An 18,955-nucleotide genomic window follows, 5' to 3' on the forward strand; every position below is an offset into this window, starting at 1 on the left:
AATGCCAGAAGAGTCAGCATATGGCAAAATCCTTTGCAATATTTGAATAGGGTACCCTTCATTATTTAACCTTTATGTATCATTATTCATCTTATCGAATTTACAAATAATGCAGCCAATACCTTAATATCATTTGTGCATTTATCTGTTTACGCTCCTTTTATGTATTATTCGAATCTGCTTTCAATTTATATTTAAATTTCTTTTATTCTCCATCTGCTATATCCATATATTGTATTGTTTAAATGAAATTTATCTATTATTTGTATTTTAATTTTCAGCTAAATAATCTCGCACCTATTCATAAGGAATATTGCCATAGCGAAATTTTCAAATCTGGCCATATTGTCATCAAGCGTTAGCAGATTCATTTCCAATATGAAAAAGGATATTACAGTTATCATAAACTGCATAATGACAGCAGCCAGTTAGTCGAAAATCGTTTACAGACCACGATAGCCAGCGCAATTACAATGCTGCTGGCAAAACAAAATTTACCTGAAAAATTTATATACAAGATTACAACCAAAGCTTGATTAAGGCGCGTTAGCTGTTTAAATTATGTGCATTAATGCGGTTAATAAAAATAATACTGTCTGCATGTTTATGCAGCGCCAAGAGCAATGTAGTGTTTAATTCACTTTTAATCAGAATAAAAATACATTTTTCAGTTTCAGCTCAAGAACAATACCGCATATTATTTTTAACTATCTATAAGCGCAAAAAAGCTGTTTATTTAACCTGAGTTTGCATCTAACTATTTAGCAAGCTTTATAATGATATAGAATATAATAATTTACTTACTTAATTTTCAGCAATATTCAAATAGTCGGTAAATGGCCTGCAATCATTTTGCCATAACAATAATTTTATCTGTAAATAGAAATAAGCTGCTTATAAACAATCTCTGCCACTTTTTAGCATCCAATATAGAAAATAATAACCATATCAATAAATCAGCATATTTATTTAAAGTATAAAATATCGCAGGTTAAACGATTAGCGTTAATTAAAACAGCTAGCACTTACCAGATTCCTGCTCAATACTATCTTTATCAATTATGTATATTAAACTCCATTTCTCATTCCTTTCCTTTTTCATATGATACTTAATCAAAACCAACCTTATACGGAAAAATTAAAATTACTCGATTAAATTTTAAAATATTTTTTTAACTATACTCTCTTTTAAGCATAATTTGCAAGTTTTAAGCAAACTAAACTGTTTCAGACAGCGTTAAAATCTTGTGCTACCAAAGCCTGCAATTATCAGCAAAAGCACTATTTATATCGCTAAATAGTTTTATAATAACTTTCCTGCTTGCACCGTAATGTATCAATGCTGTTTATTATATAATTATTTAGCATTTACTAGTTGATAATATCCATCCCAATATGATTGCATGCTTATCAACTCATTTTACTAGCAACATATATATATAATTGACATTATCATATCTATCCTGACTACAAAGATTGCATAAGTCCGAACCTGCAATTGCGGCGTATAGCATAGATTTATGCAGATTAAACAAAAGCATCACCAACTATAGAAGTGCCTTTGGATGATGAAACAAAAATACAATTTTAAACCAGCGCAGTAAGCACAAATCCACTGTGTTTATCCACAAAGCCAACCCACAGACTAAGCGTTAGCAATTATCGGATAGGGTTTAAATATAAATCGATATTAGCATCGTCTTCATTGAAGCGGTAAAAAAACGCGATATCCGTACTTACAAAGTATCAAGTTATAAATAATTGGTTTGTTAATTCCAAATATATCCTAGTTCCTTGTGATAAATACTTGCAGTTAACTAACCAATCTCAAATTTATCTTTCCGACGGCGTGCCTAGTGCAGTGGTAGATTTATTGTGCGATAAATAATACTCATCAGATCAGGTATAGCATAAATACTGGCAACTTACACAAGAAGTATGTGCCAAAAAATTAGGCATAATCCAACTAGCTTATTCGCAACTGGAATCATCAAAACAACTACGTAAAGCCACAACAATTAAATTGGCTAGCGCATTGAATATTCATGAAAGCCAACCAGACTTACTTACATAATAAAAAAACCCGCCAAGAATCAGGCGGGTAAAAATAGTAAAGTATATCAACTAAAAAGGAGAAATATGTTAAGAGCTCTCGTTTGGGCGCATAAAAAGTCCCACACCAGCATAAAAACAGGAAAAGAGATTAACGGTTAGTAATATACTAAATATTCAAGTCATACGCAATGGTAAATTTTAAAATATTTACTTTTTTACACATACGACCCAGACAGCACTAACGTCCTCACTACCCGTTCAATCCACGTTTCCCAACTCATCATAGCATAATGACGTGCTATGATTGCACGGTACTTAAAGCAGGCGCTTTTCTGCCCGTATTCGAGACTAAGCATATTGAACGCTTGCAATTGCTTTGAGTTCATAACAACGCACTTTTTACCAGTGCCAATACCTCAGACTGGCAGTGCATGGAAAAACACACGCCACCGGGCAGCAAAAACTGATGAATGTCGGATAGTAGTGCGAGCTAACAAAGGGCTTAAAATATGTGCATAATAAAAACACACTATCGGGCACAGACTTAAAACTGCGGGCATGCATGCAGAAGATAGAAAGGATTTATTAGCGCACAAATCAGGCAAGAATGCTACTCCCGATTATCCAGTTACAGTGCTTACGCGCTTGCTTGAATTTGCAGATAGCGCGCAGGAAACTGCCCCTAGACAGAAAAAAGCATGCACAATCATAAGCAGGAAAGTAGCATCAATTGCACGAAACCAGCACACATAGATGCTATAGAAAAAATAGACACTTTCTGTATCCGTTTCTAATATTGTCAACAGCTCAATTGGTAGCGGTAAGCGAGATCGAACCACTGACCTCTTGCCTGCCACACAAAGGCTTTTAATGTTATTTTTATTAATCAAAGCATTAGCCTATTACAACCATTAACACTACTATTTTAAACCATTGTATATACGTGCATTACCAGACTGTATCGGCACCATATTGACACCAGACTGATACCCGTAATTTTGCGGGTAGAATGAGCCAAATTGAATGCCTTTAACCGCAAAACAGCTAAGAGTAACTATCCTCCAAGCAAAGATTGCTACGATTGAGTTGTTGTAATCTCCACAACAACTGAATTTACATCCCTTTCACGTAAGCCCGAAAACGGGCGCACGTAAGCTACCCAGATAATACATTTCAACCGTTGTGATTCCCACTACGGTTGTCTCGAAAACAATCTAGTTATGCTTATTTCTACCATAACTCATTACATCTACCCTTGTTGTCGGTAAAACCAAAATGCTTTAGCTAAAGTTTCAGGTATTTGACAATAAATATCGTTAAGCATTTTTTAACAACCGCGGTGATTTCCACCACGGTTGATTTTTTACTTACACGAATTACTGAATAGCATTTACCAGCGCACTATGTCGCCTTGCACAATCGTTATACTTCCCTACTATCCCAACTGCCCACGGCAAGATATCTGTGCCTGTAGTCCCGTTTAACGGACTTAATGCAGGGCATGGCTCAGTAAGATTAGCTGGAATGCTAGCGACTGCTGATGGCTTCGTTGATGATGCGCACCCCTGAAGCATCCAGACACACATTAGTGTACACAGGAACTTTAACAATCTTTGTAACTTGCGCTTGTCGTTCATCTTGTTTTACCTCATTCTTCGCTTTCTGTTTCTCATATTCTTGGCTGGCTTTGTTAGCCGCCGCCTGCTGTTTGGCCAAAGCTTCCTGATATTGGTGCCGAACTTCTTCCGTGCCCTTGCTATAGCCTTTCTGGTACTGCTTGCTGCCGTAGCTAAGCACAGCAAATAGCACCATCAAGGCAAGCAAAGCCCAAGCACCCACTACCGGATAATTAATGTTTTTCATTGCACCACCTCAAAGTGTTGTAAATCTTTGATTTTCTGCCAGTTACTGCCCAAATTGATTGTTACACCCAATTCTGCCGCTGTCTGTTTCATGGCTGCCGTGATGGCTTTGAATTTTTTAAGGTCAGAATCTTTCATATTTATTGGATAAGGGTAAATATCAACAGTGCGGCCGGTTGCATGTTTACTGGCCAATATCTGGCTAACCCATGTAACTTGTCTTTCGTTAGGTCGAGCATATTCAGGGTCGATGTCTTTTTGGGTGCACTCACTGGCCATGCGGCCTTTGCCATAATTGATTGAACACTGTTCTTTACTGTGTTTACCTTCTACAACAGTAAAATCCTGCGTAGTACTCTGCATAGCTCGCTCAACCACCTTAACCCGATTAGGATTAACACCCTGTAGATTGTTTAAAGAACGTTTGCCTAATTTGTACATATCAAAACCTTTCATGCATAAAAAAAGCAGCCGAAATGACCGCCTCGTCGTTGTCAAAAATCACCACTATTTAACCGTGCTGATCATTTCAGGCAGTCGCCATGCCAAAATGAGCAATAGCAAAATCAGCACTGCCGTCCACAAGGTTTTACGCAACTCTTTTGGTGTAAAATGAATAGTTTCCATAAAAATTCCTAGAAAATTAAACGTAAATCGTTTATGATTGGCCATGTTGTCCAAAGCCTCATTTGAATAACAAAAGCCCCCAAGGAGTGCGAATCCCTGAGGGCATTTTTTTGTGTTAAAAAAAGCCAGCATTTAGCTGGGTTAAATCTGTTACAGATTCAAATTATTTAGATTCGGATTTAATAGCTTTCCCTGTTATGAATATAGTTACGATAGCAACTAGAGAGGCTCCCATTATGGAAGCACCTAATGCTGGCGAGCCAGTCCATATAAGCAGAAAAGATAATATGAAAAACAATAAAACCGCAACGAAAGCAATCCACTGTCCTCTTTGTTGCAGTTGAAGAGATTTATTTATGTAATTGATATCGCATTCTGTCTTATGCCGGTCTAATTCAATTCTTGCCAACTGCTCCTTTTCGACACTTTGCATTATCCGATCCGCACCATTAGGTATAAGCTGATTATACATAGCTAAATCTTCAGGACTAGGAAGTGGCCCTGAATGAAATCTAGCAATTATCTTACTTACAAGTTGAGGATTTTCTTCCAGTTTATCAAGTATGTCTAATTCCTCTAGTTGACATATCTCTTTCTCAGTATTTTGAGATTGGGGGCATGAGGCCTTTGTTTCTTCGCTATCACGGCGTTGATTATCGCTCATTATCTTTAATTTTTCTTATAGCCTGCTGAAAATCACCATCAATTTTTTTCATATCCCCCCGAAGGGACAAAATATCCTGAATCTGGCCATTTTCAATCGATACCTGAAAAGGTAATTTACTTATTGTGCTCCGAGGAAATAAATCAAAGGCGGAACTCATTCCGACAATAAAAGATTTACTTAATATCTTCACACCCGTCTCCATACTAGTTACATGAATTTTATTATTTTCTTCAATTTAAATAATAAGCACCGAGCTTACTTACTGCGATTTCGGCAATATTATTTAGTTACACCCATTCAGCTATGCTATTCATTACCATCCCATCCATCATGATAAATACGTTTCATGAGCGCCTTTTAAATTAGTTGGTTTAACATGATTACTAATAGTTAGCTTTAATTATGGCATACAATATTAAGAAATCAAGTTTTTTATTCAAAAACCCCAACAAAATAGTACTTTACAACAAGCTGGCCATTAGCTGGCTTGAATCTGATACATAATCCAATAACAAATTTGTAGCTTTTAATCGCCCCATAGGCCACAGGCTACTGCGAGCGTCTATTTATCGCTGTAATGTCCTTTGCATTGGATAATCTAACAACGATTATCGACTATTCTGTAGACAAGCCTGTTCACACTATATATAGCATATTCCATCCAGCTTTGCGGTGTGAAGTCAAAATTTATTTTGCAGTTCGTCCAGTGTTTTACTAACCACCTCGACTGCGTTTAGTTACGCAATAGAAGCTTTTAAGGCTTCCTGATTTTTGGGGCTATAAAACGGGGCTAAGGCAGGTCGGAATGGCAAACCCGCTTAGCACTCAATTATTCGTGTGCCGGTACCAAATAACCAATCTTGAGATTTGTCCGGTAAAAAGCATCAATCAAGCAACCAGTGTAACCATTTAAATGCTTTAAGCATGATGTGTTTACTCCAATAAAAAAGCCACCTGAAAGCAGCTTGTGTAAACCAAAATAATTACTTATTCCATTTAATATCAGGTTTGCGTTTATTTGCAGCACAATCCTTTAAAAATAAATTGATCAGCGATTGATAAGGCAAGCCCGTTTCTTCAGCCAGTTCTTTAAAGTAGCTGATACTTTCTTCATCTATCCGAATGGTAATCGTCTTCTTCAATCGACTGGCATAATGATTTGGCTTCGCATTCCCAAAATCGTATTCTTTCTTCATAGATATTCCTCATACTGTTTACGCTCGTGTTTAGTAGCAGTCCTTGCAGCAATAAGGCGAATACTATCACCATGTTCACAATGAATCACCACAAGAACACATAGGTTTTCGCTCATTCCTAGCAATACAAAGCAGTCTTCACTTTCAGAGTGTTCAGGGGCGAAAATAATTAAACCATGCTCATCTCAAAACACGGTAATAGCTTCTTCAAAAAAAACGCCATGTTTTTCAGATTAAGCATGAAGAACAATTAGATTACTAAAATACAAAAGCCAGCGGTTAAGCTGGCTTATTACTTAGTACTAACGGTTAATATACGGAGCCCCCAATAAAAAAAACCCGCCAAGGGGATGGCGGGTGTAGTAGTAGTAAAGTATATCAACTAAAAAGGAGAAAAATGTTAATGCCTTTCTTTTGGTTGCAGCAAAGCTGCCACCGGCATTAAAAAAGGAAAAAAACAGATTGGTGATTAGAAATATACTAAACATTCAAATCATGTGCAAGGGCGAATTGCAAAAATATTTATCAAAATTTTCACAATGTTGCATATATGCCCAAAACAGCACTAATGCTCTTTCTACCCGTTCAGCCCATGCATTCCTCTTAACCATAGCACGTGGCGTGCAATCATTGAACGGCGTTTAAAACAGTGGTTCTTATGCCCATATTCGATACTAAGCACATTAAACGCCTCGCAATTGTTTTGTGCCAATAACAACAACGCACATTTTACCAATGCAAACACCTCAGGTTTGTAGTGCGCACCATCAAAAGCATATTCCCTGATAACGTTCTTTTTCCCGTAGCACCGTACAGCACTTAGACAATGCCCCTGCCTCTTCCGATCAGCCCTAGCTCACTCATACGCAGCAGTGTCTATTTCAATTTTACTCATCACCAAACATACCCTTTAAATCTTCGCTCTTCCCTAAACTTCACATCATCATCGCGCATAGGTTTTTTAAATCTTTCGGTTTTTTGTACTTGGCACTGACTATTGCGTCCACTACAGCAGCTTCACCAGCCTTACATAGGCACTCATTAGCATCTTTAAAATCGCCCCAATCAACCAACTTGCACCGGTGTTCACCAAGCCGTTGCAAAACCCCCATCGTGGCCAACTGTCCCAGGTCATCATTATCCAAGGCCAGATAAATCACCCTAAACTGCTGCAACCGCTCCCAGTCGTATTCAATCCACTCCAGATTTTTAGCACCACTAGGCATAGACAGTGCCTTTACCCCAGACTGGAAAACGCTCAAAGCATCAATTTCACCCTCAGTAATCACAACCTTATCGTCATCAGGCGTGATTACCTGTCATATTTAATCACCGCTAATGATATAAACCCATCGAAGTTAACCAATTTCGCCGTGCCAGCTCAAGGCAGCGAAATATAACAGCCCGAGGCAAGTTAAGGAGCTCACAGGCAAATCGTTAAGTCTTAGCGGGCAGCCAGAACAAAATCAGTAGGCCGGTAATACTTACAGACAGACAAATTTAAAGAACTTTATGAAAGGAAAACGCTTTCAAATACCAATTTTGACAAGCTATATCTGAATGCACAAATACATAGATATATTAATAAGCTAAAGAAAAATTAGTTTCAACAAGCTGGCTTTATTAGTTATTTTAATCAATTTTTAATAAAATTGACAATAATTAACATTTATAGATTACTGTGCTAATATATTCCTTATCCAACAAAGGGAAAAAAAATAATGGCATTTAAAAATTTATATCAATTATTAAGCCTGAAGCCTACTGCCTCGCATTCGGATATCATTAATGCAATGAAAAAAGCGGCACAGCAACAGACTATTTCTTTAGAGAACTTAAAGCTATGTAAACAGGTTCTGCTTAATGAAGAGTTACGTAAGAAATACAACTCGCGTTTGTTTATTGCGTATCCAGAACTTTTAGAAATTCCGCCCAAGCCAAAAGAACCTGAGAAAGTTAAGCCATTACCACCTAAAAAAACAGGCCGCAATAAAAAAAAGCTTTATCTAATTCTTGCCATCATTGTGGCAATGATAATTTCCGGTACTATTGCTTACTCTAAATATAACTCTCTTGCCTCAGAAGCAAAAGAAGCAGTAAGAAAAATATTACTCCGACCTGAATCAGCGACATTCTATGATATTAGAATACATTTCAATACCAATAACAAAAAGATATATGTTTGCGGAAAAGTAGTTGCAAAAGTACTTGACGGTTACTATAGCGGAAAAGAAACGTTTGTGTATGCTCCGCATATTAAACAAGCTGTTGTAGTTCATAAAAAGAAGCCTTGGTTTTTACAAGATGAACTTAAGTCCAGCATAGCATATAAAATAGGCTGCTTAAATGATGACCCTGCTAAATTAGGGAAGCAACTATCCCTATTTATGGATCATGCACATGAATATGGCGCTCTGAAATGGCTAGAATTTTCAGCCTCCAATAAAGTCGAGCAAGCTAAATTAGATAAGAGGTTAGTTGAACTGAAAACAATAGTAGAAGCGGAACTACAAGCGATCTCGATTTATGAACAGAGTGATAAAGAATGATTTAATTATTGCAACACAAGGAAGAAAGCAGCATGACCCGCACAAAACCCGCACAATAGATTTGGCAAATAAAAAATTAGACGCCTCTAAGCGTCTAGTTATCGTTACTAATCAATATTTTATTTGGTGGAGGTAAGCGGGATCGAACCGCTGACCTCTTGCATGCCATGCAAGCGCTCTACCAACTGAGCTATACCCCCAACTACTTTCAGCCAGTTACTGCTGAATAGGTTGCGCATTTTACCTGAACTACTGAATTTTGCAAGCCCCGATTTAATTTTTCACACTGAAAGCAGCAAATATAGCAGCCACCCGGCAAAAATTTTCTGCCGAACGTCCATCTAATCTCTTTATAACCGTGGGTTAATAACAAGAGTAGTCTCACCTGAGAATTAAATTTATACTTGCAGGCTGGTTCAGATTATTCATGCTAAAACAGGAACGCCTCTATGCAGCGCAAACAACAACAGACTGTACTTCTGGTATTAATGGGCTTACTGATAATTGCGCTGGTGTGGACAATACTCTTATTCTTACCTAAAAGTAATGCAGGCTATCGTTTAAAAGTGCCGGCTGGCTATGGTATTAGTGGAGTAAGCCGTACTCTGACAGCTAACGATGTAATTTATAGCCGCTGGGTATTTGTCGGTACCGCACATTTGCTGGGTATGGGAGATAAAATCCATCGCGGCAACTATCGCTTACCGCACTCCGTTTCCAGCTGGCAGATTCTGCAAAGACTGCGCACCGGCAAGCCAGACAGTATTACAGTGCAAATCATTGAAGGTAACACATTTGCACAGATGCGCAGAATTATTGATAACACACCTGATATTGAGCACACTACGCGGGGCTGGTCAGACAGCAAACTATTACAGCAACTGGGAGCTGATCACAGTTATACACATGCAGAAGGCCTGTTTTTTCCAGCCACTTATGATATCAGCTCTGACAGCAGCGATTTATCCCTTTATCAACAAGCTTATAACACCATGCAAAAGCATTTACAGGCTACATGGGAAGAGCGGCGCAGTGATCTACCTTACCAGACTGCCTACGAATTACTGATTATGGCCAGCCTGATTGAAAAAGAAACCGGCCATGTTGAAGACAGAAGCAATGTAGCAGCAGTATTTGTTAACCGCCTCAATCAACATATGCGTTTACAAACTGACCCTAGCGTGATTTATGGCATGGGCAGCCGTTATAAAGGTAAAATTGGCAAGGCCGATTTACGCCGTGATACACCGTACAATACTTACACTCGTGCCGGTTTGCCGCCAAGTCCTATTGCACTGCCGGGCAAAGCAGCATTGGAAGCGGCTGCTCATCCAGCCACTAACGATTATCTGTACTTTGTGGCGCGTAACGATGGTACTGGCCGCAGCCAGTTCAGTCACAGTCTGAATGAACATAATGCTGCGGTTCGCCAATATATCCTAAAAAAACGCTAACCGGATTTGTATAATAGATGAAAGCAAAATTTATTACGCTGGATGGAATTGATGGTGCCGGCAAATCGACTAATCTCGATACCATACGCAACTGGTTTGAAAAGAACCAATTACCGGTACTTTTTACCCGTGAACCAGGTGGCACCGCCATTGGCGAAGCACTACGCAAGCTGTTGCTTGATCCGGCTACCCACGCCAATGCCCGTACAGAAACCTTGATGATATTCGCTGCACGCCAGCAGCATCTGGATGAAGTAATTAAACCGGCACTGGCACAAGGCATACATGTAGTAAGTGACCGTTTTACCGATGCCACATTTGCCTATCAGGGTGGAGGCCGTGGCCTGCCACTGGCGGATATTGCCATTCTGGAAAACTGGGTACAGCAAGGCTTGCAGCCCGATTTGACCCTACTGCTGGATGTGCCATTGACAGTCGCCCAACAACGACTGAGCCAAAACAGTAACCCTGACCGCTTTGAACAACTGGATACAGCCTTTTTTGAGCACACGCGCACAGTCTACTTGGATCGTGCCGCATCTGCACCGCAACGCTACGCCATTATTGACAGCAGTTTAAATCTGAATGAAGTAGCGCAGCAGATTAATCAGGCACTAGCACAACTGTTTGGATTAAATTCATGATTTATCCATGGCTCGAACCTGTCTGGCAACAGATTGCCCGATACTGGCAGCAACAACCGCACGCCTGGCTGCTTTACGGCCATTCGGGAATTGGTAAACGTGAATTTGCCGAATATCTGGCACAGGCACTCTTATGCGAATCGCAGCGTACCAACCATCAGCCTTGTGGTGAGTGTACATCCTGCCATTTATACAGCCAGCACAGCCATCCCGATTTCCTGCTGGTAACACCAGAAGAAATCGACAGCGAAGGCGGTGAACGCAAGCAGGCACTGATTAAAGTAGAAACCATACGCAACGTATTGGATTTTGCTCATCTGAGTGCTCATCGTGGTGGCAAACGCGTTGCTCTAATTTATCCGGCAGAAAGCATGAATCCTCAGGCAGCCAATGCTCTGCTAAAAATTCTGGAAGAACCACCGGCAGGCATGGTTTTTATTCTGGTGAGCCATCAGAAAGACCGCCTGCTGCCAACGATTAAAAGCCGTTGCCGTCAGGTGGTTTTAACCATGCCTGCACACGCGCAGGCGCTAGCCTATGTGCAACAACAGCATGGTGATAATGCAGCAGACCTGCTAGCCTTTCACGGCGGTGCCCCATTATTTGCAGATAACGACAGCCACAACCAACTGCGCAACGAACTTATTCCTCTGCTGATTAAACCACGCCTGATCGCGCTGCTGGATTACGCCGCTGCATTTGACAAACAAAAACTAGCACTATCCACCTTTCTCGACTGGCTGGCCAAATGGTTACTGGATATGTCACTGGCACAGCAACATATGCACGCCATGTATTATCCAGCATGGCAAAATGCGTTAAACGAGATTACCGGACAAATCGACCCATTGTCTCTGTTTGCTTTAATCGACAGAGTGAATGCACTTACCCCTTACGGTAAACATACCCTCAATGTTAAAATGCAGCTGGAAGATTTATTAATAAACTATCTTAATGTGTGGCAGCATAAAAACACAAAACCGTGAAAGAAATTTATGGCTGAAGCTCCTACCAATTTACCGGGCAAAATGCTCAACCTAACCATCCCCGATAAACCTGAACTGTACCGCAGTTACATGGCTTTTCTAGAGTATGGCGGCCTGTTTGCGCCCACAACCGACAATTTCCAGATGGGTGAAGAAGTGTTACTGGCCGCTACCCTGCCGGCATTCAACGAAGTCAAATATTTGCGCACCAAAGTAGTATGGATTAACACCGCCGCCACCTCTACCGGACAGCCTCAAGGAATCGGGCTGGCATTTAGCAAAGATGAAGACAGCTTTGCAGTCAAACAGACTATTGAAGACATTCTGCCCGGATTGCTGCTGAGCGAACGCACTACCTATACCCTGTAAACATGCTTATCGATTCTCACTGCCATTTAAACATGCCTGAGCTGGCGGCCAGACTGCCACAAATACTGGTAAACATGGCTCAGGCAGACATACGGCAGGCTATTGCTATCAGCGTAGACAAAACCAGCGCCATCGAAGTACTGGCACTGGCTGAGCAGTATAGCAACCTGTTTGCCAGTGTCGGCGTACATCCTGAAGACCAGAACTCAGCAGAAATGAGCCTGGACGAGCTGATTGCCGCTGCCCAGCATCCCAAAGTAGTAGGTATCGGCGAAACCGGCCTCGACTATCACTGGTGCAGCGGCGATCTGGCCTGGCAGCATGCGCGCTTCAGTACCCATATTCAGGCTTCCAACCATACTGGCTTGCCACTGATTATCCATACACGCGATGCCGGTGCCGACACCTTGCGCCTATTACGTGAAAACCATGCTCAGCAAGGCGTCATTCATTGCTTCACCGAAGATACGGCCTTTGCCAAAGCAGTACTGGATTTAGGCTTTTACATCTCCTTTTCTGGCATTGTAACCTTTAAAAATGCCCAGCAGATACAGGAAGCATGTCGTTATGTGCCACTAGACCGGATACTGGTGGAAACCGATGCACCCTATCTGGCACCAGTACCCAAACGTGGCAAAACCAACGAACCGGCTTACGTACGCTACACTGCCGAATTTGTAGCACAGCTACGTGGCGATAGCATCGCTACGATTGAAGAGGCCACGACCGCCAATACCTATCGTCTCTTCAACAAACTCCCGCCGCTTAACAATTAATCATGACCCAGCTCACCCTTACTGTACTTGGCTGTGGCAGCTCTTCTGGCACACCAGTTATCGGGTGTGATTGCCCCACCTGTACCAGCAACGACCCGAAAAATCGGCGCACTCGTTGCAGTGCCCATATACAGATTGGTGAGCAACACTGGCAAATTGACACCGGCACCGATTTTTATCATCAGACATTACAGCACAAACTGCCACGCATTGACGGCATACTCTATACCCATCCCCACGCCGACCACCTTAATGGCATCGATGACTTGCGCACATTCTGCTATAAACAACAAGCAGCCATTCCCATTTACGGCCATCATGATACGCTGGCCAATATTTGCAGCCGTTTCGATTATGCCTTTCTGGAACAGAACAATTACTGGAACCGGCCAGTACTTCGTGCACATGAACTGCCACTGAATCAGGGGCAAAATAGCGTTCTCAACATTGACGGCGTACCTATATGGCAATTCGGCGTACCACACGGTAGCTGGACAACCAGCGCCTTTCGCATCGGCAATATCGCCTGGTTTACCGACCTTAATCACATCGAAGAATCCATATTCCCGCATTTACATGGATTAGATTACCTGTTTCTGGATTGCCTGATGGACACCACCTACCCCAGCCACCTCAGCACCGAACAGGCCTTTGCCTACGCGAAGCGCATCAATGCTAGACAAACCTACTTTATCCATATGACCCATGCGCAGGAATACTCCAGTCTGAAACAGCGCTGTCCCAAAAACTGTGCTCCTGCCTATGATGGATTAATCGTACATAGCAGTTATTAGCAATATTTAGTAAAAATCACCACAATCCTAATAAAAACAGCATAAAAATTAAATATTAAAAATATGTAGTTAAAGCCTACAATCTTAAAATGACAAGATTTAGTTACATCACCAATTCAGCATTGCACCTGCTGACAGCACTACAAGGCATCCTGTACATTTATGTCTGCCAGCATAAATTACATTAGTAATAACTATCTGGTAACATTCATTAAAATAAATCAGCTTAACTGGCTTTCAACAATCCAAAACATCAGCTCATCCAGACAAATTCTGAATAAAATATTATCTGCATTGTCAAAAAGACTTTTTTGCTGTGAAATTAATAAATTCAGTCAAATAAAAGATGTGATAAGTATTAAATTTGTTAAATATATACAACAAATTTTCAAATATTATAATTATTTATATATTAAATACAATTAATTAAATATTTAGCTTTATTTAATTGATATCTAAAATATATTTATCTTAAAATTTAAAATATTATGTTATATGTCTATTATTTAGATAATATTTGTAAGATTGTATCCGTTATTCTATTTGGGAGATGAAAATTGTTTGGTACAAATTTTTCTTTTGAAGGTTTAATGATTGAACGCATTATTGCTCATCGCGTATACGCAAAAAATGCAGATAAAACTATTAATCAACCGAAAATAAGCACTAAGCTTATTGAGTTAGATGCAAAAGCACAAAATTCTTTGGAAAGTCGTTTGACAAAAGCATTAGGGAACAAATCACATGGTATAGAAATGTCAATTACACAAACTAATGAAGGCAGTTTTTTCTATACGGCAACACAAATCATGTTCGATTCTGATAGTGAATTTATTACTAAGACAGCTACATTTGCTAATAGTTTAACAAAAGCACAATCCACTACCAATGCTCCAGGCGGAGTTTTGATTGTTGCGCAAGGGCGAGTAGGGAGTGATTCTAAACGTTTTCTAGCAGTTATAAAAGCTGAACCCCAAGATGGCTTCGAAACATCAGAGAATAATGATTTTATATCAATGAATTATATTGATGAATTATTAATGACAGATGCTAACCGATTATACAAAATTGGTTTTTTGGTAGAAGAAATCAATCGACCAAAAACAGAAATTAATGTTGCTAATTTTCGTGCCTTTTTATTCGATCACTTAATGACAAGTTTAGAAGCAAGAAAAGCAGCAAGCTATTTTTATCAAAATTTTCTGGATATGAGTATTGCAGAATCTTCAAAAAAACTAACACAAGATTTTTTTTATTTAACACGGAATTTTATCGATTCTTCTGGAATGACAGATGAAGAAAAATTAGATGCCCATGAAGCACTACGTGTGACTTTAAAAAATAAGGATGCAACATTAAGCGTTAATGATTTTGCACAAAAACATTTATCAATGCAATTTCAAAATCAATATGAAATTTTTATGGAAAAAAAGGACTTTCCATTAAACTCAATAACTAAAGATATTGAATATATTGAAAAGAAACTAAAAACCCGTCGTAAATATTGCTTCAACAATGATGTAATCATTTTAACACCATCTAATAAAACTGAAGAATACTTATCCTTTAATTTTTCTGAAGATAAGATGTATACTTTAGTAACCATTAAAGGTTTGTTGCAAAGACAGGAATGAATGAATTTCAGGAATTCAAAAATTATCTTCAACAAAACGAAAATATTTTTCGTGCTTGGGGAGAATTTGTAGCAGAAAAAATTCAGAAAGAATTACATCTGCAAATATCTCCTTTAAAAATTCATGAATTTTTAAAGATTGAAGCTAAGCCAAGAGTTAAAGATATTAATTCTGCACTTGTCAAAATAGGCAGAAAAAATTATACGAATCCGTCAAAAGAGATGACAGACTTAGTGGGTGTTCGTTTTGTCGTATTAATTGCAGAACAAATTAATATGATAAGTAATATTATTGAAAATGAAACTGAATGGGATGCATTACTTTCCAAAGATTTTGAAAAAGATAAATTAGAGAATCCTAATGTATTTGATTATCAATCTAAACACTATGAAGTTCGCCCTAAGAACCCTATCACAGTCAAGTTCGAGGGAGAAAAAATCATTATCCCTCAGGAGATATGCTGTGAAGTACAAGTACGTTCATTACTGCAACATGCATATGCAGAATTGGTTCATGATAATCTCTATAAATCAAAAGGAAGTGTACCTAATAAAGCCAAAAGAGAAGTTGCTAAAAGCATGGCTTTAATGGAAACTACGGATGATTTATTTAATCAAACATTAAAAATTTTACATCAGCATAATGAACCAATAGAATGTTTATATGAAAAGTTATCAAAATTTTATATAGATAACATTAGTGGTGAATCTAATTTTGATAGAAAAACTAACTTAATTATTTTAGCAGATTTTTCAGATTTAATCGAAAGTGATACTGATACTATAGAAAAAATTAGAGATTTATTTAATACAAAAACATATATAAAAAACAAAATTACATCACGAGTTAAAGATTATTATTTGTTTCAACAGCCGATCATTTTATTTATTTATTGGGTAGTTTCAACTAATCATGCTAGAATAACGATCAACAATTGGCCTTTACCAGCTTACCAAAGAGAATTGAATTATATATTCACAGATTTAGATAAAGGATCAATTCTTTAATATTAATTATTAAAAATTTAATTGAACGATAATTTAAATGGAATTTACAATAATTTTATACTGAAACTATCAAATATATATTATCGCTAGAATTTTAATTTAAAATGATTTTGTTATTTGTTGCATGAAATTCTGCAACACTTCTGCACTCATCCCCAGCGCGCGTACACATAAGACACAATCAGCAGCCTGTGTAATGCCCCATAGATACTGATTATTTTCCAGCGGCCAGTCGGGCAATAATGCGGCATATATCTGATCAATCAGTTGCTGTATCTGTGCTTTGCTGGCTGCGGTGTTGATGTAGTAAAGACAGGCCTGATGAGTATACTGTTCCATCTGTCCCAATACATTAAGGGGCTGTTGCTGTGGCTGCCAGTAGATATTGTCGCTAAGCAGCGGTTGTTGCTGATAATCGATATTAATCCGTGATGACAGATAGCAAAAATCCCAGCATTCCTGATTGAGCACACGGCCACAGGCAATGATTTCGCCCAAAATTAGTTGACAGTTATCAGCCAGACTAATCTGCATGCTTTGGGTTAAGGCAGCGTTGCGGTGCAACACCAGTGGATGAGGCAGATAACACAGCCGGCTGTGTTCATGCAGCACAATACGCGTATGCTGCTGCGCTTCATTTTCGGCAGGCATGGATTGTACTCGGGTGAATGCCTGCGTAAATAAATACAACTGGGTTTGTTGTGCCAGCTCAATTTCGATATCTATCCGGTCGCCAGCTAATAAACCCGGTGATGAACTCATCTGGATGGCCGGTAGTGCCTGCGGCCATACCGGTGCAGCCATCTGCACTAAAGGGAGGATTTTTAGTGGCGGTGTGTAATAGCAGCTGGCAAATGTGGTCTGCCCGCGCTGGTTTAACTGAGTGGTAAGATGTAAACGGCTGTGCATTAGCGTATCAAACCAGCGGGCTCGGCTACATTTTCCAGTAAGGCGTATTTTTTTATCCAGTCTATTATTGTGACGATACCATCTTCTGCCATCAGATTGGTAAACACAAACGGCTGCCCTTTGCGCATACGCTGTGCATCATGTTGCATCACAGCAAGACTGGCGCCAACATAGGGAGCTAAATCAGTTTTATTAATTACCAGTAAATCCGAACGGGTAATCCCCGGGCCACCTTTACGCGGAATTTTTTCGCCCTGCGCAACATCTATCACAAATAAAGTGACATCGGCCAGATCAGGGCTAAAGGTAGCAGAAAGGTTATCACCACCACTTTCGATAAACACAATCTGGATATCTGGAAAACGTGCCACCATTTCGTCTACTGCCTCCAGATTCATACTGGCATCTTCGCGAATGGCCGTATGCGGGCAGCCGCCAGTTTCCACGCCCATAATCCGTTCTGGTGGCAGCAAGCTGTTTTTGGTTAAAAACTCGGCATCTTCCTGTGTGTAAATGTCGTTGGTAATCACCCCAATACTGTATTGCTCAGCCATTTGGCGGGTAAGTTTTTCAATCAGGGCGGTTTTACCTGAACCTACTGGGCCGGCAACGCCGATTTTAATGTATTGACGCATGGTGTTTGTTTCCTCTGCTATTAGTCCATCTTCCAGTTTAATAATGATTGTTCAGCTCACTTAAGGCATTCCTTTTACTGTAAAAACAATAATTTGTTCAGACTAATGCAGATTTTCATTATTTTGTGTTGCTAGCAGCTTGAGCAGACTATTAGCCAATTACTGACAAACATACAGATAAAAAGCCATTCTAGTCTGCACTGATTTTATCAAGCTGATGTTTTCAGACAGCAAACAGCATACTTAAACCAACCAGACCAATCAGGCTGCCGGTAAGGCGTAATAGCCACTGATGCTTGCCCATGGCTGCACCAAGTGCAAAACCGGCAATATGCAAAGCTACGGTAGCGATAACAAATCCACAGGCATAGCTGAATACACCATGAGAGCCCATTTCTGCACCATGAGCTACACCATGAAACAGGGCAAAAAGACCGACAAAAAACATGGCGGCGCCAGCCGGTACTTTTTTTAACCAAGCTGCGGCTAATCCCAGCACCAGTACAGAAGCGGCAATCCCCTGCTCCAGCATCGGTATCTGTATGCCTTGTGCACCCAGTACAAAACCGCCAATCATCACGCTGACAAAGGTAGTGGGAATCAGCCAGCGCGCTTTACCCTGAAAAGTGGCCGCCCATAAGCCCACTGCAATCATGGCCAACAAATGATCCCAGCCACTGAACGGATGCTGTACACCAGCCAGCCAGCCTTCGCTAAGATGGCCGGGATGGGCAAATGCCAGCACGGGGCTTAACAGGAACAAAGCAAATATTTTTTTCATGATTTCCTCC

At 39.8% G+C, this 18,955-nt stretch carries 20 protein-coding genes and 1 tRNA gene; 9 read left to right on the forward strand and 12 right to left on the reverse strand.

What is annotated here, in order from left to right:
* Window positions 1-3,431: 3,431 nt before the first annotated feature.
* From lysC to MJ764_RS05505, 8 genes are all read right to left on the reverse strand, one after another.
* Entirely contained in the window at window positions 3,432-3,692 is a 261-nt protein-coding gene (gene lysC / locus MJ764_RS11710) for an Rz1-like lysis system protein LysC (protein ID WP_476749656.1), read from the reverse strand.
* The gene (locus MJ764_RS05475) at window positions 3,583-3,918 is read right to left on the reverse strand and encodes a hypothetical protein (protein WP_239325345.1); all 336 of its coding nucleotides are present in this window, start codon (window positions 3,916-3,918) and stop codon (window positions 3,583-3,585) included. The genes lysC and MJ764_RS05475 overlap by 110 nt, the downstream gene beginning before the upstream one ends.
* A complete protein-coding gene (locus MJ764_RS05480) occupies window positions 3,915-4,358 on the reverse strand; it encodes a M15 family metallopeptidase (RefSeq protein WP_239325347.1) in 444 nt (147 codons plus the stop codon). Before MJ764_RS05480 ends, MJ764_RS05475 begins: the two co-directional genes overlap by 4 nt.
* Window positions 4,359-4,707: 349 nt before the next feature.
* Entirely contained in the window at window positions 4,708-5,208 is a 501-nt protein-coding gene (locus MJ764_RS05485) for a DUF2335 domain-containing protein (protein WP_239325349.1), read from the reverse strand.
* The gene (locus MJ764_RS05490; protein ID WP_239325351.1) at window positions 5,198-5,413 is read right to left on the reverse strand and encodes a hypothetical protein; all 216 of its coding nucleotides are present in this window, start codon (window positions 5,411-5,413) and stop codon (window positions 5,198-5,200) included. The genes MJ764_RS05485 and MJ764_RS05490 overlap by 11 nt, the downstream gene beginning before the upstream one ends.
* Before the next feature lie 781 nt (window positions 5,414-6,194).
* Window positions 6,195-6,407, reverse strand: coding sequence for a CopG family antitoxin (locus MJ764_RS05495; protein WP_239325353.1), 213 nt, complete (start codon window positions 6,405-6,407; stop codon window positions 6,195-6,197).
* Entirely contained in the window at window positions 6,404-6,577 is a 174-nt protein-coding gene (locus MJ764_RS05500) for a BrnT family toxin (RefSeq protein ID WP_338053828.1), read from the reverse strand. The genes MJ764_RS05495 and MJ764_RS05500 overlap by 4 nt, the downstream gene beginning before the upstream one ends.
* A gap of 765 nt (window positions 6,578-7,342) precedes the next feature.
* Window positions 7,343-7,696 (reverse strand): toprim domain-containing protein, encoded by a 354-nt coding sequence (locus MJ764_RS05505; RefSeq protein ID WP_239325356.1) that lies wholly within the window; start codon window positions 7,694-7,696, stop codon window positions 7,343-7,345.
* A 432-nt stretch (window positions 7,697-8,128) separates the two neighbouring features.
* On the opposite strand from MJ764_RS05505, the gene MJ764_RS05510 reads away from it, so the two are divergent.
* On the forward strand, window positions 8,129-8,956 hold the full coding sequence (locus MJ764_RS05510) for a hypothetical protein (RefSeq protein WP_239325358.1): 828 nt from the start codon (window positions 8,129-8,131) through the stop codon (window positions 8,954-8,956).
* Between the two features lie 124 nt (window positions 8,957-9,080).
* Here MJ764_RS05510 and MJ764_RS05515 read toward each other — a convergent pair.
* Window positions 9,081-9,156: transfer RNA gene (locus tag MJ764_RS05515), tRNA-Ala, on the reverse strand.
* A gap of 249 nt (window positions 9,157-9,405) precedes the next feature.
* On the opposite strand from MJ764_RS05515, the gene mltG reads away from it, so the two are divergent.
* The 8 genes from mltG to MJ764_RS05555 all read left to right on the forward strand — a co-directional run bounded on the left by mltG (window position 9,406) and on the right by MJ764_RS05555 (window position 16,620).
* Window positions 9,406-10,410 carry an endolytic transglycosylase MltG gene (gene mltG / locus MJ764_RS05520; RefSeq protein WP_239325360.1) on the forward strand — a complete coding sequence of 335 codons (1,005 nt, stop codon included), beginning with the start codon at window positions 9,406-9,408 and terminating at the stop codon, window positions 10,408-10,410.
* Between the two features lie 17 nt (window positions 10,411-10,427).
* Window positions 10,428-11,054 (forward strand): dTMP kinase, encoded by a 627-nt coding sequence (tmk, locus tag MJ764_RS05525; RefSeq protein ID WP_239325362.1) that lies wholly within the window; start codon window positions 10,428-10,430, stop codon window positions 11,052-11,054.
* Complete coding sequence (holB, locus tag MJ764_RS05530; RefSeq protein WP_239325364.1) at window positions 11,051-12,040, forward strand: DNA polymerase III subunit delta'; 990 nt, start codon at window positions 11,051-11,053, stop codon at window positions 12,038-12,040. The genes tmk and holB overlap by 4 nt, the downstream gene beginning before the upstream one ends.
* 9 nt (window positions 12,041-12,049) lie before the next feature.
* Window positions 12,050-12,409 carry a PilZ domain-containing protein gene (locus MJ764_RS05535; protein WP_239325376.1) on the forward strand — a complete coding sequence of 120 codons (360 nt, stop codon included), beginning with the start codon at window positions 12,050-12,052 and terminating at the stop codon, window positions 12,407-12,409.
* A 2-nt stretch (window positions 12,410-12,411) separates the two neighbouring features.
* Window positions 12,412-13,185 carry a TatD family hydrolase gene (locus MJ764_RS05540; protein WP_275415257.1) on the forward strand — a complete coding sequence of 258 codons (774 nt, stop codon included), beginning with the start codon at window positions 12,412-12,414 and terminating at the stop codon, window positions 13,183-13,185.
* Between the two features lie 2 nt (window positions 13,186-13,187).
* On the forward strand, window positions 13,188-13,979 hold the full coding sequence (locus MJ764_RS05545; protein ID WP_239325380.1) for an MBL fold metallo-hydrolase: 792 nt from the start codon (window positions 13,188-13,190) through the stop codon (window positions 13,977-13,979).
* Window positions 13,980-14,569: 590 nt separating this feature from the next.
* Complete coding sequence (locus MJ764_RS05550) at window positions 14,570-15,613, forward strand: nucleoid-associated protein (protein WP_239325382.1); 1,044 nt, start codon at window positions 14,570-14,572, stop codon at window positions 15,611-15,613.
* The gene (locus MJ764_RS05555; RefSeq protein WP_239325384.1) at window positions 15,610-16,620 is read left to right on the forward strand and encodes a GTP pyrophosphokinase; all 1,011 of its coding nucleotides are present in this window, start codon (window positions 15,610-15,612) and stop codon (window positions 16,618-16,620) included. Before MJ764_RS05550 ends, MJ764_RS05555 begins: the two co-directional genes overlap by 4 nt.
* 99 nt (window positions 16,621-16,719) lie before the next feature.
* On the opposite strand, the gene MJ764_RS05560 is transcribed toward MJ764_RS05555, so the two are convergent.
* The 3 genes from MJ764_RS05560 to MJ764_RS05570 all read right to left on the reverse strand — a co-directional run bounded on the left by MJ764_RS05560 (window position 16,720) and on the right by MJ764_RS05570 (window position 18,945).
* Window positions 16,720-17,529, reverse strand: a complete 810-nt coding sequence (locus MJ764_RS05560; RefSeq protein ID WP_239325386.1) for an urease accessory protein UreD — start codon at window positions 17,527-17,529, stop codon at window positions 16,720-16,722.
* Entirely contained in the window at window positions 17,529-18,164 is a 636-nt protein-coding gene (ureG, locus tag MJ764_RS05565; protein WP_239325387.1) for an urease accessory protein UreG, read from the reverse strand. The genes MJ764_RS05560 and ureG overlap by 1 nt, the downstream gene beginning before the upstream one ends.
* Window positions 18,165-18,387: 223 nt before the next feature.
* The gene (locus MJ764_RS05570; RefSeq protein WP_239325388.1) at window positions 18,388-18,945 is read right to left on the reverse strand and encodes a HupE/UreJ family protein; all 558 of its coding nucleotides are present in this window, start codon (window positions 18,943-18,945) and stop codon (window positions 18,388-18,390) included.
* Window positions 18,946-18,955: the final 10 nt, after the last annotated feature.

Origin of the sequence: Snodgrassella gandavensis (assembly GCF_914768025.1) — a bacterium.
GTDB lineage: Bacteria > Pseudomonadota > Gammaproteobacteria > Burkholderiales > Neisseriaceae > Snodgrassella > Snodgrassella gandavensis.